A 14599-nucleotide genomic window follows, 5' to 3' on the forward strand; every position below is an offset into this window, starting at 1 on the left:
CGCCGGGGCGCCTGTGTGCGGAAGCGCAGGGGGGCGCACAGGATTTGTGCGGCGCCGCAGCATTCCTGACGGGGAGTTGTCTCGCGCGTGATCGCCGGTTATGGGCGGGGCAACCGCGTTTCCAGCAGGAGTGATCCCATGACCCGCGCATTCGTCTTCCCCGGCCAGGGCGCCCAGGCCATCGGCATGGGCCGCGCGCTGGCCGAGGCCTGGCCCGCCGCGCGCGCCGTCTTCGACGAGGTCGACGACGCGCTCGGGCAGAAGCTGTCGGCGCTGATCTGGGAAGGCGACATCGAGACGCTGACCCTGACCGAGAACGCGCAGCCCGCGCTGATGGCGACCTCGATGGCGGCGGTGCGCGCGCTGGCGGCCGAGGGGATCGCGGTGACGGATGCGGCCTTCGTGGCCGGCCACTCGCTGGGGGAATACTCGGCGCTCTGCGCGGCCGGATCGCTTGGCCTGTCGGATACGGCGCGGCTGCTGCGGTTGCGCGGGCAGGCGATGCAATCGGCGGTGCCGGTCGGCGTCGGCGCGATGGCGGCGCTGCTGGGGCTGGATTTCGCGGCGGCCGACGAGGTGGCGCGCGAGGCGGTGGCCGCGGGTCCGCGCGGCGAGATCTGCCAGGCGGCGAACGACAACGACCCCGCGCAGGTGGTGATCTCGGGCCACCGGGCCGCGGTCGAGCGGGCGGTCGAGATCGCCAAGGCCCGGGGCGCCAAGCGCGCGATCCTGCTGCCGGTGTCGGCCCCCTTCCACTGCGCGCTGATGCAGCCCGCGGCCGAGGCGATGCGCACGGCGCTGGCCGAGGTGGCGATCGCGGCGCCCGCGGTGCCGGTGGTGGCCAACGTGACCGCCGCGCCGGTGACCGACCCGGCCGAGATCCGCGACCTGCTGGTGCGGCAGGTGACCGGCTCGGTGCGCTGGCGCGAGAGCGTGGCCTGGATGGCCGGGCCCGGCGGCGTGACCGAATTCTGCGAGATCGGCGCCGGCAAGGCGCTGTCGGGCATGGTCAAGCGCATCGCCAAGGAGGCGCAGACCCGCGCCATCGGCACGCCCGAGGACGTGGCCGCGGCCAAGGGCTGAGGCCGCCGCGCCACCCGCGCCGGTCGGGTGCGGGTGGGGGTCAGGCGATCAGCTGCAGCGCCGGGGCCGCGCGGCCATGGGCCGGGTCCAGCAGCGGCGCGAGCCAGCAAAACAGCGTCTCGACATCGGTGGTCCCGGTGATCTCGTGGCAGGCGATGCCCGCGGCCTCGAGCAGGCGGCGGCTGTCCTGCCAGCGCCCGGCGCGGTCGAGGTCGCGCGCATGGGCGCCCGCCGCGATCTCGAGCACGGCGACGGGGCGGCCGTCGCGGTCGAGCACGGTGAAATCGGCGCGGTGGCGCAGCACCCGCCCCCAGGCCGAGGCGCCGGCGGGCAGGGTCACCAGCTTGGCCAGCGACAGCTGCGGCGCCAGCCTGTGGCCGTCGCCCAGCGTCTCGACCGCGATGTCCAGATAGCCCAGCCAGTCGATCTCGCAGGGGTCGAACACCGCCCGGGCGCAGGTGCCGGCCGGCGGAGCGATGTCCTCGAGGCTGTCGCGGCGGGAGGCGTCGGGGCGGCGTGCGTACATCGGGGCTGTCCTGTGCGGGGGCGCCACGGCGGCGCCCGTCCGACAGAGACCCGGCAATGTGGCGTTTTCAGGTCGCGGGTGGCGCCATTCGTGGTCGGCTGCTATGGGGCGGGGCAATGGCGGGCGACCGCCGCAGGACCCCAAGGAGTAAGGCCATGTTCGATCTGGGTGGGAAGACGGCGCTGGTGACCGGCGCTTCGGGCGGCATCGGCGCCGCGATCGCGCGCAGCCTGCACGGCGCGGGCGCCACGGTGGCGCTGTCGGGCACCCGGACCGAGCCGCTCGAGGCGCTCGCGGCCGAGCTGGGCGGGCGCGCGCACGTGCTGCCCTGCAACCTGTCGGATGCCGCGGCGGTCGAGGCGCTGCCGAAGGCCGCCGTCGCCGCGATGGGCGGGCTCGACATCCTGGTCAACAATGCCGGCATCACCCGCGACAACCTGTTCATGCGGATGTCGGACGAGGAATGGCAGTCGGTGATCGACGTCAACCTGACCTCGACCTTCCGGCTGTGCCGCGGCGTGCTGCGCGGCATGATGAAGGCGCGCTGGGGCCGGATCATCAACATCTCGTCCGTCGTCGGCGCGACCGGCAACCCGGGGCAGGGCAACTATGCCGCCGCCAAGGCCGGCATGGTCGGCATGTCGAAATCGCTGGCCTACGAGGTCGCGAGCCGCGGCATCACCGTCAACTGCATCGCGCCGGGCTTCATCGCCACCGCGATGACCGACAAGCTCAACGACGAGCAGAAGGCCAAGATCCTGGGCCAGATCCCGGCGGGCCGGATGGGCGACGTGGCCGAGATCGCGGGCGCCGCGCTCTACCTCGCCTCGCCCGAGGCGGGCTATGTCACCGGCACCACGCTGCACGTCAACGGCGGCATGGCGATGATCTGACGCCACCGCCGCCGCAGGCGCCGGATTTGGCGCTTGCGAAAGCGTTTGCCTTCATATCAGTGTGTGCTATTAGCGCGCCGACCCCGGGGGTACCGCCCCCGGCTTGCCCCGTTCCCGGGGCGCTTGACCGCCCCGGTCCCGGATGGGATGAGGGCACACGGAACGGACAGGGCCGAAGGGCCTGCTTTGTGAGGACAGGACATGAGCGATATCGCTGATCGCGTGAAGAAGATCGTCGTCGAGCATCTCGGCGTCGAAGAGGACAAGGTGACCGAGAACGCCTCGTTCATCGACGATCTGGGCGCGGACAGCCTCGACACCGTCGAGCTGGTCATGGCTTTCGAGGAAGAGTTCGGCATCGAGATCCCGGACGACGCCGCCGAGACCATCCAGACCTTCGGCGATGCCGTGAAATTCATCTCGGAAGCCGCCTGAGCTTCTTCCGCGACGAAGACCATCGCTTGCGGCGCTCCCCCGGGGGCGCCGTTTGCATTTCGGGGGCGGGACGCTGTCTCAGGCCCGAGGGAAGGGGGCTCTGCCCCGGTCTGAGGGAAGGGGGCTCCGCCCCCGGCGCCGTGCCGGCGCCTCCCCCGGGATATTTTGACCAATGCGAAAGCCGGGACGCGACGGGACGGGCCGGGGAAAGGGTGACGCCATGAGCCTTGGGGCAGCCCCCCGCCTGCAGACGCCGCGGCTGGTGCTGCGCGCGCTCGTCGCCGAGGATTTCGACGATTACGCGGCGCTGTGGTCGGACCCGGCGGTGACCGCCCATGTCGGCGGCACCCGCGACGCCGACCGCAGCTGGAGCTCGTTCCTGCTCTGCGCCGGGTTCTGGCCGCTGTTCGGCCATGGCATCTGGGCGGTGACCCGGCGCGAGGACGGCGGCTTTCTGGGCCATGTCGGCTTCATGCGGGCGCGGCGCGGGCTGCGGGGCCTGGACGAGGTGCCCGAATGCGGCTGGATGCTGGCGACCAGGGCGCAGGGCCTTGGCTATGGCCGCGAAGCGGTGGCGGCGGTGCACCGCTGGTTCGACGCCGAGGGCTTCGCGCGCAGCTTCGTGATGATCGAGCCGCGCCATGCGGGCTCGATCCGGCTGGCCAAGGACATCGGCTATCGCCATCTTCGCGACGACCGCTTCGGCGGCGAGGCGATGGTGCTGCTGATGCGGGAGGCGGGATGAGCGCGCTGGGGAAGATGTTCGGGGCCGGGGAGGGCGCGACCTTCATGGGCCTGCCCGCGGGCCGGATCGAGAGCTTCGCGGGCGGCACGGCGCTGATCGGGGCCGGGGCGATCACCTCCTATGCCAGCGTCGGGGCGTATTGCGCGGGCGCGCCGGCGGCGATCCGGGCGGCGAGCCAGGCCTATGCCGCGAACCTGTCGCACATGAATTTCGACATCGGCGGCCCGGTGGTGCCCGAGGGCGCGACGGTGACCGACCTGGGCGACCTGCCGCAGGTCGATGGCGAGGCGGAGGCGAACCGCGGGCGCATCGCGGCGGCGGTGCGCGCGGTCACGGCGCGGGGCGGGGTGCCGGTGTTCCTGGGCGGCGACGATTCCCTGCCGATCCCGATGCTGGGCGCGCTGGGCCCCGAGCCGCTGTGGATCCTGCAGATCGACGCCCATATCGACTGGCGCGACGCGGTCGACGGCGAGCGGCTGGGCCTGAGTTCGCCCATGCGCCGCGCCTCGGAGATGGCGCATGTCGCGGGGATCGTGCAGGTCGGGTGCCGCGGCATCGGCTCGGCGCGCGTCGGCGACGTCGCGGACGCGACGTCATGGGGGGCGACGCTGGTGCCCGCCGCCGAGGTCGCGCGCGACGGCATCGGCCGGGCGCTGGCCGCGATCCCGCAGGGGGCGCGGATCGCGCTCTGCCTCGATTGCGACGCGCTCGATCCGGCGGTGATGCCGGCGGTGATTGCCCGCACCGCCGGGGGCTTGTCCTACTGGGACGTCATCGGCCTGGTGCAGGGCGCGGCGGCGCGCGGGCGCATCGTCGCGGCCGACGTGGTCGAGTTCATGCCGGAGCAGGATATCGACGGCCAGGGCGCGCTGGTCGCCGCGCAAGTGACCGCCGCGATCCTGGGGATTGTTGCGCGGCAGGGGTAACATCGTTATCAGGGCGCCCTGAGAGCTTACACGGAACGGAGAAGCCCATGCGTCGGGTCGTCGTCACTGGTCTTGGCATGGTCACCCCGCTCGCCTGCGGCGTCGAGGAGACCTGGTCGCGTCTGCTGGACGGGCAATCGGGCGCGGGCCCGATCACCCGCTTCGACGCCAGCAACGTGGCGACGAAATACGCCTGCGAGATCCCGATGGGCGACGGCAGCGACGGCACCTTCAATCCCGACGACTGGATGGAGCCGAAGGACCGCCGCAAGGTCGACGACTTCATCCTCTACGGCATCGCCGCCGCCGATCAGGCGGTCGCGGATTCGGGCTGGAAGCCCGCCACCACCGAGGAGTTCGAGCGCACCGGCGTGATGATCGGCTCGGGCATCGGCGGGCTGAACTCGATCGCCGAGACCGCCGTCCTGATCAAGGAGAAGGGCGTGCGCCGGGTCTCGCCGTTCTTCATCCCGGGCGCGCTGATCAACCTCGTGTCGGGGCAGGTGTCGATCAAGCACGGCTTCAAGGGGCCGAACCATGCCGTGGTCACCGCCTGTTCGACCGGCGCCCATGCCATCGGCGACGCGGCGCGGCTGATCGCCTTCGGCGACGCCGACGTCATGGTCGCGGGCGGCACCGAGAGCCCGATCTGCGAGATCGGCGTCGCGGGCTTCAACGCCTGCAAGGCGCTGTCGACCAAGCGCCCGGACGAGCCCACCAAGGCCTCGCGCCCCTATGACGCGGACCGCGACGGCTTCGTGATGGGCGAGGGCGCGGGGGTCGTGGTGCTTGAGGAATACGAGCATGCGAAGGCGCGCGGCGCGAAGATCTATGCCGAGGTGCTGGGCTATGGCATGTCGGGCGACGCCTATCACATCACCGCGCCCTCGGAAGATGGCGACGGCGGCTTCAGGTCGATGACCGCGGCGCTGAAGCGCGCGGGCGTCACCCCCGACCAGATCGACTACATCAATGCCCACGGCACCTCGACCATGGCCGACACGATCGAACTGGGCGCGGTCGAGCGGCTGATGGGCGAGGCCGCGTCGAAGGCGACGATGTCCTCGACCAAGTCGGCGATCGGGCACCTTCTGGGCGCGGCGGGCGCGGTCGAGGCGATCTTCTGCATCCTCGCGATCCGCGACCAGGTCGCGCCGCCGACGATCAACCTCGACACCCCGGCGATCGCGCCGAAGCTCGACCTTGCGCCGAACAAGGCGGTGAAGCGCAAGATCGACATCGCGCTGTCCAACAGCTTCGGCTTCGGCGGCACCAACGCCTCGCTCGTGCTTGGCAAGGTCGACGCCTGATGTGGCGCGCGATCGCCTCGAACTTCCTGACGCTGGCCATCGTCGCACTGGTCGCGGTCGGCGGGGTGATCGCCTGGGGGCAGCGGCAGTATGTCGAGCCGGGGCCGCTTGCGCAGGCGATCTGCCTGCAGGTCGCGCCGGGCTCGACCATGCGCCGGGTCTCGGCCGACCTCGAGGAGGACGGCGCGATCGCCTCGGGCTACATCTTCCGCGTCGGCGCGGATTACGAGGACAAGACCGGCCAGCTGAAGGCGGGGTCGTTCCTGATCGCGCCCGGCGCCTCGATGCAGGGGATCGTCGACACGGTCACCCGCGGCGGCCAGTCGACCTGCGGCACCGAGATCAACTATCGTATCGGCGTGCTGAGCGCCGAGATGGTGGTGCGCGAGCTTGACCCCGCCACCAACCGCTATGTCGAGCGCGTGGCCTTCGACCCCGCCGCCGACCCGGCGCCGCCCGAATATCTCGAGGTGGCCGAGGACGGCGACACCCGGCTGCGGGTGACGCTGGCCGAGGGCGCGACCGCCTGGCAGGTCGTCGAGGCGCTCAAGCGCGCCGACTTCCTCGAGGGCGAGATCGACACCGTCCCGGCCGAGGGCACGCTGGCCCCCGACAGCTACGAGGTGCGCCGCGGCGGGTCGCGGGCCGACCTGGTGGCCGAGATGGAGCGGCGCCAGACCGCGATCCTGGCCGATGCCTGGGCGAACCGGGCGCAGGACCTGCCCTATGACACGCCGGAACAGGCGCTGGTCATGGCCTCGCTGGTCGAGAAGGAGACCGGGATCGCGACCGAGCGCGGCCGCGTCGCCTCGGTCTTCGTCAACCGCCTGGAGAAGGGGATGCGGCTGCAGACCGACCCGGCGGTGATCTACGGCGTGACCAAGGGCCAGGGCGCGCTGGGCCGCGGGCTGCGCCAGTCCGAGCTGCGCCGCGCCACGCCCTACAACACCTATGTCATCGACGGGCTGCCGCCGGGACCGATCGCCAACCCGGGCCGCGACGCGATCCGCGCCGCCACCAATCCCGACCGCAGCGACTTCCTGTTCTTCGTCGCCGACGGATCGGGGGGCCACGCCTTCGCCCGCACGCTGGACGAGCATAACCAGAACGTCCGCAAGTGGCGCGAGATCGAGGCGCAGCGCGGCGAGCAGGATCAGGGCGGCACCCAGACCGGTAGCCAGACAGGCAACTGAGCCGTTAACGACTTCTGCCGGATTATTCCATTCGCGCGGAACGGCTTGCGCGGCGGCGTTGATCCGCCGCGCGAGTATTCGTTGACGGCGCGGCCGCGGGGTGTTGCGCAACCCTGGCGCGACGGATTTGACTTGGCGCCCGGTCCGTGGCAGAGATTGTGACACGCTGGACATGGTGGGTTCGGCGGCTGACGGCGACGGACGAACGGTCCCGGGGCTTTCCCCGCGGGCCGTTTTTTGTTGCCCCGAGGCCGCCGCCCCGCCCCGGCAGGCGACCCGGCCGCGCCCCCGCCGGGGGCGGCGGGCCGTGGCGAAGAAGGGGGGCTGGCCGGTGACGGAACCGATGATGCCGCTGGGCTTCGGGCGAGAGCTGCCGAAGCCCGGCACTCTGCTGACAGAGACGATCGAGATGTACGAGGACGCCGCGCGCGACCTCGCGGCGGTCCTGCGCGCGATCAAGCAGGGCGACCACGAGAAGGCCCGGGCGGCCCAGGGGGCCGTCCGCGACCTGAAGGCCGCGTTCCAGTTGGCTTTGGAGGAGAGGAACCGTGTCGAGAAGCTTGGGCGAGACGCCGCAGGACATGTTCGTGACCACGCGCTCGACTTCGACGCCGCAAGGGCTGAGATCGGGCGCCGCCTGGCTCTCCTGCGCGACGGAAGATGAGATCGACGGCTTCCTCGGGTCCCTGAGCGACGCGAGCCTGCTGGCGCTGCCCTGGATCTTCGAGTTCTGGGCGCTGCCGCACCAGCTGCCGCCGGCGGGCGCCTGGCGGACCTGGGCGATCCTGGGCGGGCGGGGCGCGGGCAAGACCCGCGCCGGGGCCGAATGGGTGCGCGCCCAGGTCGAGGGGCCGCGCGCCGCCGACCCGGGCCGGGCGCGGCGCGTGGCGCTCTTGGCCGAGACCTACGACCAGGGCCGCGACGTGATGGTCTTCGGCGAGAGCGGGATCCTGGCCTGCTCGCCACCCGACCGCCGCCCGGCCTGGGAGGCGACGCGGCGCCGGCTGGTCTGGCCCAACGGCGCGGTGGCCACGGTGCATTCGGCGCAGGAGCCCGACGCGCTGCGGGGGCCGCAGTTCGACGCGGCCTGGGTCGACGAGCTGGCGAAATGGAAGAAGGGGGCCGAGGCCTGGGACATGCTGCAGTTCGCGCTGCGGCTGGGGACCCACCCCCAGCAGGTGGTGACGACCACGCCGCAGAATGTCGACGTGCTGAAGGCGGTGCTCAGGAACCCCTCCACCGTCACCACCCATGCGCCGACCGAGGCCAACCGCGCCCATCTCGCGGCCTCGTTCCTGGCCGAGGTCGAGGCGCGCTATGGCAACACCCGCCTCGGCCGGCAGGAGCTGATGGGCGAGCTGATCGAGGATGTCGAGGGCGCGCTCTGGACCACGGCGATGCTCGAGGCGGCGCGGGCCGAGGCGGCGCCGCAGCTCGACCGGGTGGTGGTGGCGGTGGACCCGCCGGCGACGGGGCGCGGCAGCTCGGACGCCTGCGGCATCGTCGTCGCCGGGCTCGAATGCCGCGGCGAGGGCCCGCGCGACTGGCGGATCTGGGTGCTGGAGGACGCGAGCCTCTCGGCCGCCTCGCCGATCGCCTGGGCCGAGGCCGCGGTGGCGGCCGCGCGCCGCCACGGCGCGGCGCGGCTGGTGGCCGAGGTCAACCAGGGCGGCGACATGGTCGAGACGATGATCCGCCAGGTCGACGCCTTCGTGCCCTACCGCGCGGTGCGCGCCGCGGTCGGCAAGGCCGCGCGGGCCGAGCCGGTCGCGGCGCTCTACGAACAGGGCCGGGTGCGCCACCTGCGCGGGCTTGGCCATCTCGAGGAACAGATGTGCCGGATGGCGCGGCACGGCTACCAGGGACCGGGCTCGCCCGACCGGGTCGACGCGCTGGTCTGGGCGGTGCAGGAGCTGCTGTTCGACCCCGGCGCCCGGGCAAGCGCCCCGCGGGTGCGCGGGATCTGAGAGGGCGGAGGGGGGCGCCGCCCCCCGGCTCCTGACGGAGCCCCCCCCGGGATATTTGGGCAAAGTCGAAGACCGGGTGATCTCTCGCTTTCGACTTTGTCCAAATATCCCGGGGGAGGCCGAAGGCCGCGGGGGCGGAGCCCCCGTCCTGGTTTCGGAATTTTCTGGAGAGCGACATGGCATTGGGGATCTTCCGTCGCGGGCGCGGCGGGGAGGGCGGCGGCGCGTCCGGGCAGGGCGGCGCCGCGCCCGAGCACAAGGCCTCGGCCACCGGCCGGGTGATCGCGCGGTCCTTCGGGGGCCGCGCCGTCTGGGGGCCGCGCGATGCCGCGAGCCTGGTGCGCGCGGGCTTCACCGGCAACCCGGTCGGGTTCCGCTCGGTGCGGCTGATCGCCGAGGCGGCGGCGGCGCTGCCGGTGCTGGCGCGCGATTGCGGGGGCCCGGGCGCGGTGCGGCTGGTCGAGCATCCGGCGCTGGCGCTGATCGCGCGGCCGAACGCGGGCCAGGGCCGTGCCGAGTTCCTCGAGGCGCTGTTCGGCCAGCTGCTGCTGAGCGGGAATGCCTATGTCGAGGCCGTGGGCGCGCCCGAGGCCGGGGTGCCGGCCGAGCTGCACGTGCTGCGCTCGGACCGGGTGTCGCTGGTGCCGGGGGCGGATGGCTGGCCGGTGGCCTATGACTACACCGTGGGTGGGCGCACGCACCGGTTCGACATGGGGGGCAGCCCGGACCCGGTCTGCCACATCCGCAGCTTCCATCCGAGCGACGACCATTACGGGCTGTCGCCGATGCAGGCGGCGGCGGTGGCGGTCGAGGTGCACAATGCCGCCAGCGCCTGGTCGAAGGCGCTTCTGGACAATGCCGCGCGGCCCTCGGGGGCGATCGTCTATGCCGGCGAGGGCGGCGCGCATCTGAGCCCCGAGCAGTACGACCGGCTGGTGACCGAGATGGAGCTGCATCACCAGGGCGCGCGCAATGCCGGGCGGCCGATGCTGCTGGAGGGGGGGCTCGACTGGAAGCCGATGGGGTTCTCGCCCTCGGACATGGAGTTCCACGAGACCAAGCTTGCCGCGGCGCGCGAGATCGCGCTCGCCTTCGGGGTGCCGCCGATGCTGCTGGGGATCCCGGGGGATGCCACCTATGCCAACTATGCCGAGGCGCACCGGGCCTTCTACCGGCTGACGGTGCTGCCGCTGGCCACGCGGGTGTTGGCGGCGCTGGCGCATTGGCTGGGCACCTGGGGCGCGGCGATCGACCTTGCGCCCGATCCCGACCGCATCCCCGCCCTGGCCGAGGAGCGCGACCGCGAGTGGCGCCGGATCGGCGAGGCGGTGTTCCTGACCGCGGCCGAGAAGCGGATGCTGCTGGGCCTGCCGCCGGCGGAGCCGGCAGGTGCCGGGGGTGCGGCGGGTGCGGCGGAGCCGGACGGGGCGCCGGACGGGAGGCCGGACGGGACGGCTGACGGGGCTGGGGACGACTGAGATGGAGGGGGGATCTCGCTATCTCAAGGCGCCCTTCGACGTCCACGAGCAGCGCTTCGAGGCGACCGAGCGGATCATGGAGATCCAGTTCGCCGCCGTCGAGCGGCGGCTCGAGCGCATCGAGGTGCTGATCGAGCGGCTGGAGCGGCGGCTGTGGGTGACCGTCTACGGCGTCGTCGCCGTGGTGCTGGTGCAGGGGGTGCAGTCGATCCTCGACCTCGCGCCGGGCAAGGGCTTCTAGGAGGTGAGGCGGATGGAGCTGGAACGGAAATTCCTGTCCTCGGGCGGGCCGCTGCGGCTGGCCGAGGGTGCGGTGATCGAGGGCTATGCCTCGCTGTTCGGGATCGCGGACCGCGGCGGCGACATCGTCGCGGCCGGGGCCTATCGCGGCTCGCTCGGGCGGCTCGCGGCGGGCGGGGGCCGGGTGAAGATGCTGTGGCAGCACGATCCCGCGCGCCCGATCGGGGTCTGGGACGAGGTCGTCGAGGACGGTCGCGGCCTGAAGGTGAAGGGGCGGCTTCTGGAAGAGGTCGCCCAGGCGCGCGAGGCGGCGGCGCTGGTGCGCGCGGGGGCGATCGACGGGCTGTCGATCGGCTATCGCACGGTGCGGGCCGAGAGCGCGGGCGCGGGGCGGCGGCTGGTGGAGATCGACCTGTGGGAGATCTCGCTCGTCACCTTCCCGATGCTGGGCGAGGCGCGGGTCGCGGCCAAGGCCGGCGCCCCGGGCCGCACCGCCGGCGGCGCAGGGCACGCCGGGAGGCAGGCCGGGAGGCAGACGGACACGGAGCTGGACGCGGGCTGGGAGGCGCTGGCCCGCGTGCTGGAGCGGGGGCGGGCGGCCTTGGCCGGGCCTGCCGTCCGCGGAACGGCCAAGGCAACGGGCGGGATCGAAAGGAAGGCCCATGACCGATGACATCGATGGTGCCGGGGCTTCGGTCCCGGCGGCGGAACGCGCGAGCGCGGCGCTGGCGGGGTTCCTCGCCGATTTCGGCGCCTATCGCGCAGGACTGGAAACGCGGCTCAAACAACAGGACGAGCGACTGACCATGCTGGATCGCAAGAGCAACACCCCGCGCCGCCCGGCGCTGTCCGCCGCGGTGGCCGAAGAGCCGCTGCACCTCAAGGCCTTCGGCGCCTACCTGCGCTCGGGCGATGACGACGGGCTGCGCGCCCTCGTCCCCGAGGTCAAGGGCATGACCACCGCGGTCGCCGCCGACGGCGGCTTCCTCGTCGCGCCCGAGACCACCGACGCGATCCGGGCGCAGCTGCGCTCGACCGCCTCGCTGCGGCGGCTGGCGACCGTGGTCAACGTCGAGGCCACCAGCTTCGACGTGCTGGTCGACCGCGCCGACATCGGGGCCGGCTGGGCCACCGAGACCGCGGCGCTGACCGAGACCACGACGCCGATCATCGAGCGGATCTCGATCCGGCTGCACGAGCTGTCGGCGCTGCCGAAGGCGAGCCAGCGGCTTCTGGACGACAGCGCCTTCGACATCGAGGGCTGGCTCGCGAGCCGCATCGCCGAGAAATTCGCCCGCGCCGAGGGCGCGGCCTTCGTCTCGGGCGACGGCGTCGACAAGCCGATGGGCTTCCTTGCCCATCCCAAGATCGCAAATGCGACCTGGGCCTGGGGCAGCCTCGGCTACATCCCGACCGGTGCGGCGGGCGATTTCGCGCCCTCGAACGCAAGCGACGCGATCGTCGATCTCGTCTATGCGCTGAATGCCGAGTACCGCGCCAACGGCGCCTTCGTGATGAATTCGAAGACCGCGGGCGCGGTGCGCAAGATGAAGGATGCCGATGGCCGCTTCCTGTGGTCGGACGGGCTGTCGGAAGGCGAGCCGGCGCGGCTGATGGGCTATCCGGTGCTGGTGGCCGAGGACATGCCCGACATCGCCGCCAATGCCTATGCGGTCGCCTTCGGCGATTTCGCCGCCGGCTACACCATCGCCGAGCGTCCCGACATCCGCATCCTGCGCGACCCGTTCTCGGCCAAGCCGCACGTGCTGTTCTACGCCTCCAAGCGCGTGGGCGGCAACGTGAGCGACTTCGCCGCGATCAAGCTTCTGAAGTTCGCCACCAGCTGACCCTGGGGGCGGGCCGGGCGCCGGGGGTGGGGGCCCCCCGGCGTCCGCTTTCGGCGCCCGCCCGGGGGGCGGGGCAACGGGTGGACGATCCCTTCGGGGGCAGGAGGCAGGCGATGTTGCTGACGGAAACCGGCGGGATCCCGCCCGAGGCGCTGCCGGTCGCGGCGTTCCGGGCCCATCTGCGGCTGGGCACGGGACTGGCCGACGAGACGCTGCAGGACGGGCTTTTGGAAAGCCACCTGCGCGCGGCGCTGGCGGTGATCGAGGGGCGCACCGGCAAGGTGCTGCTGGCGCGCGACTTCCTCTTGCGGCTGGGCCACTGGCGCGGCACCGGGGTCGAACAGGCGCTGCCGGTGGCGCCGGTCACGGCGGTGGCCTCGGTCACGGTGATCGATGCCGAGGGCACGGCGACGGTGGTCGATCCCGGCCGCTGGCGGCTGATCCGCGACCTGCACCGGCCCAGGATCGCGGCGAAGGCCTGCGGCTTCCTGCCCGACCTGCCGACCGGCGGCGCGGCCGAGATCGCCTTCACCGCGGGCTTCGCGCCGGACTGGGCGGGCCAGCCCGCGGACCTCGCGCAGGCGGTGTTCCTGCTGGCCGCGCAGTATCACGAGGCGCGCCACGAGGGCGGCGCCGAGGAGGGCGCGATGTCCTTCGGCGTGCAGGCCCTGATCGAGCGGTGGCGCACGGTGCGGCTGCTCGCGGGCCGGGAGGGCGCGTGATGGCGCGCGCCCCGGTCCTCAACCGGCCGCTCGAGCTCGAGGAGGCGGTGCGCACGGGCGACGGCGCGGGCGGGCAGCGCCTGGCCTGGGTCGCGCTCGGCACGCTCTGGGCCGAGGTGGTGTCGGAACGCGGCAGCGAGCGGGCGGGCGAATTCGTCACCCTGTCCACCACCGGCTACCGCATCACGGTGCGCGGCGCGCCGCCGGGCGCGCCCGCGCGGCCGCGCGCCGACCAGCGCTTCCGCGAGGGGGCGCGGATCTTCCGCATCCTCGCGGTGACCGAGGCCGATGCCTACGGCCGCTACCTGATCTGCTATGCGCGCGAGGAGGTCCCGGCATGAGCCTTGCCGCCACCGCCGCCCTGCAGGCGGCCGTCTTCCAGCACCTGGCGGGCGACCCGGCGCTGACCGCGCTGGTCGGCGCCGGCATCTACGACGCGGTGCCCCCCGGCACCGTGACCGGCACCTATGTCTCGCTCGGCCCCGAGGACGTGCGCGACGCCTCCGACGGCAGCGGCCCGGGCGCGCGCCACGACTTCACCGTCAGCGTCGTCACCGACGAGGCCGGCTTCTCGCTGGCCAAGGAGGTGGCGGTGGCGGTCGCCGACCGGCTTGCCGATGCGCCGCTCGCGCTCGCGCGCGGCCGCCTTGTCGGGCTGTGGTTCCTGCAGTCGCGCGCGCGCCGGGTCGAGACCGGCCAGGCCCGCCGCATCGACCTGACCTTCCGCGCCCGGATCGAGCTTTGATCCTTTCGCATTGGCCGAAATATCCCGGGGGTCCGGGGGCAGCGCCCCCGGCCGCCCGTCCACATGGGAGACCGACAGATGGCAGTACAGAACGGGCGCGACCTTCTGGTGAAGCTCGACGTCACCGGCGACGGCAGTTTCGAGACCTTCGCGGGGCTGCGCGCCACGCGGCTGTCGTTCAACGCCGAGACGGTCGAGGTCACCTCGCTCGACAGCGCCGGCTGGCGCGAGCTTCTGGGCGGGGCGGGCATCCGCTCGGCGGCGATCTCGGGCTCGGGCGTGTTTCGCGACGCGGCCACCGACGAGCGCGCGCGCCAGGTGTTCTTCGCCGGCGAGATGCCGCAGGCGCAGGTGATCATCCCCGATTTCGGCGTGATCGAGGGGCCGTTCCAGATCACCGCGATCGAATATGCCGGCAGCCACAACGGCGAGGCGACCTATGAGGTCTCGCTCGCCTCGGGCGGCGCGCTGAGCTTCGTGCCGCTCTGA

The 14599-nt window shown here is 72.8% G+C and carries 17 protein-coding genes and 1 pseudogene; 17 read left to right on the plus strand and 1 reads right to left on the minus strand.

Annotated features, from left to right (window positions below; genetic code table 11):
* The first annotated feature begins 138 nt into the window (after positions 1-138).
* Entirely contained in the window at positions 139-1083 is a 945-nt protein-coding gene (gene fabD / locus V8J39_RS00815) for an ACP S-malonyltransferase (protein WP_336458972.1), read from the plus strand.
* A gap of 40 nt (positions 1084-1123) precedes the next feature.
* Here the strand turns inward: fabD and V8J39_RS00820 are convergent, their stop codons facing one another.
* Complete coding sequence (locus V8J39_RS00820) at positions 1124-1609, minus strand: DUF2726 domain-containing protein (RefSeq protein ID WP_336458973.1); 486 nt, start codon at positions 1607-1609, stop codon at positions 1124-1126.
* Positions 1610-1764: 155 nt separating this feature from the next.
* On the opposite strand from V8J39_RS00820, the gene fabG reads away from it, so the two are divergent.
* The 16 genes and pseudogenes from fabG (at position 1765) to V8J39_RS00900 (ending at position 14599) form a co-directional block, all read left to right on the plus strand.
* A complete protein-coding gene (fabG, locus tag V8J39_RS00825) occupies positions 1765-2502 on the plus strand; it encodes a 3-oxoacyl-ACP reductase FabG (protein WP_336458974.1) in 738 nt (245 codons plus the stop codon).
* A 201-nt stretch (positions 2503-2703) separates the two neighbouring features.
* Positions 2704-2937: an acyl carrier protein gene (locus V8J39_RS00830; RefSeq protein ID WP_150422503.1), complete on the plus strand. Its 234-nt coding sequence runs from the start codon at positions 2704-2706 to the stop codon at positions 2935-2937.
* A gap of 220 nt (positions 2938-3157) precedes the next feature.
* A complete protein-coding gene (locus V8J39_RS00835; RefSeq protein ID WP_336458975.1) occupies positions 3158-3682 on the plus strand; it encodes a GNAT family N-acetyltransferase in 525 nt (174 codons plus the stop codon).
* Complete coding sequence (locus tag V8J39_RS00840) at positions 3679-4608, plus strand: arginase family protein (RefSeq protein WP_336458976.1); 930 nt, start codon at positions 3679-3681, stop codon at positions 4606-4608. Before V8J39_RS00835 ends, V8J39_RS00840 begins: the two co-directional genes overlap by 4 nt.
* Positions 4609-4655: 47 nt before the next feature.
* Positions 4656-5918: a beta-ketoacyl-ACP synthase II gene (gene fabF, locus V8J39_RS00845; RefSeq protein WP_336458977.1), complete on the plus strand. Its 1263-nt coding sequence runs from the start codon at positions 4656-4658 to the stop codon at positions 5916-5918.
* On the plus strand, positions 5918-7111 hold the full coding sequence (mltG, locus tag V8J39_RS00850; protein WP_336458978.1) for an endolytic transglycosylase MltG: 1194 nt from the start codon (positions 5918-5920) through the stop codon (positions 7109-7111). Before fabF ends, mltG begins: the two co-directional genes overlap by 1 nt.
* A gap of 346 nt (positions 7112-7457) precedes the next feature.
* Positions 7458-7775: a hypothetical protein gene (locus V8J39_RS00855; protein WP_336458979.1), complete on the plus strand. Its 318-nt coding sequence runs from the start codon at positions 7458-7460 to the stop codon at positions 7773-7775.
* Positions 7693-9078, plus strand: a complete 1386-nt coding sequence (locus V8J39_RS00860) for a DNA-packaging protein (protein ID WP_442902554.1) — start codon at positions 7693-7695, stop codon at positions 9076-9078. Before V8J39_RS00855 ends, V8J39_RS00860 begins: the two co-directional genes overlap by 83 nt.
* 176 nt (positions 9079-9254) lie before the next feature.
* Positions 9255-10556 (plus strand): phage portal protein, encoded by a 1302-nt coding sequence (locus tag V8J39_RS00865; RefSeq protein ID WP_336458980.1) that lies wholly within the window; start codon positions 9255-9257, stop codon positions 10554-10556.
* A 1-nt stretch (position 10557) separates the two neighbouring features.
* Entirely contained in the window at positions 10558-10797 is a 240-nt protein-coding gene (locus V8J39_RS00870) for a GTA head formation protein, RCAP_rcc01685 family (protein WP_336458981.1), read from the plus strand.
* A gap of 12 nt (positions 10798-10809) precedes the next feature.
* Positions 10810-11280, plus strand: a pseudogene (locus V8J39_RS00875) (HK97 family phage prohead protease); the annotation flags it as partial.
* Between the two features lie 178 nt (positions 11281-11458).
* The gene (locus tag V8J39_RS00880; RefSeq protein ID WP_336458982.1) at positions 11459-12643 is read left to right on the plus strand and encodes a phage major capsid protein; all 1185 of its coding nucleotides are present in this window, start codon (positions 11459-11461) and stop codon (positions 12641-12643) included.
* A gap of 113 nt (positions 12644-12756) precedes the next feature.
* Positions 12757-13365, plus strand: a complete 609-nt coding sequence (locus V8J39_RS00885) for a head-tail connector protein (protein ID WP_336458983.1) — start codon at positions 12757-12759, stop codon at positions 13363-13365.
* Positions 13365-13706: a head-tail adaptor protein gene (locus V8J39_RS00890; RefSeq protein ID WP_336458984.1), complete on the plus strand. Its 342-nt coding sequence runs from the start codon at positions 13365-13367 to the stop codon at positions 13704-13706. The genes V8J39_RS00885 and V8J39_RS00890 overlap by 1 nt, the downstream gene beginning before the upstream one ends.
* Entirely contained in the window at positions 13703-14110 is a 408-nt protein-coding gene (locus V8J39_RS00895) for a DUF3168 domain-containing protein (protein ID WP_336458985.1), read from the plus strand. The genes V8J39_RS00890 and V8J39_RS00895 overlap by 4 nt, the downstream gene beginning before the upstream one ends.
* Before the next feature lie 78 nt (positions 14111-14188).
* Entirely contained in the window at positions 14189-14599 is a 411-nt protein-coding gene (locus V8J39_RS00900; RefSeq protein ID WP_336458986.1) for a phage major tail protein, TP901-1 family, read from the plus strand.

Source organism: Frigidibacter sp. MR17.24, from assembly GCF_037095655.1.
GTDB lineage: Bacteria > Pseudomonadota > Alphaproteobacteria > Rhodobacterales > Rhodobacteraceae > Frigidibacter.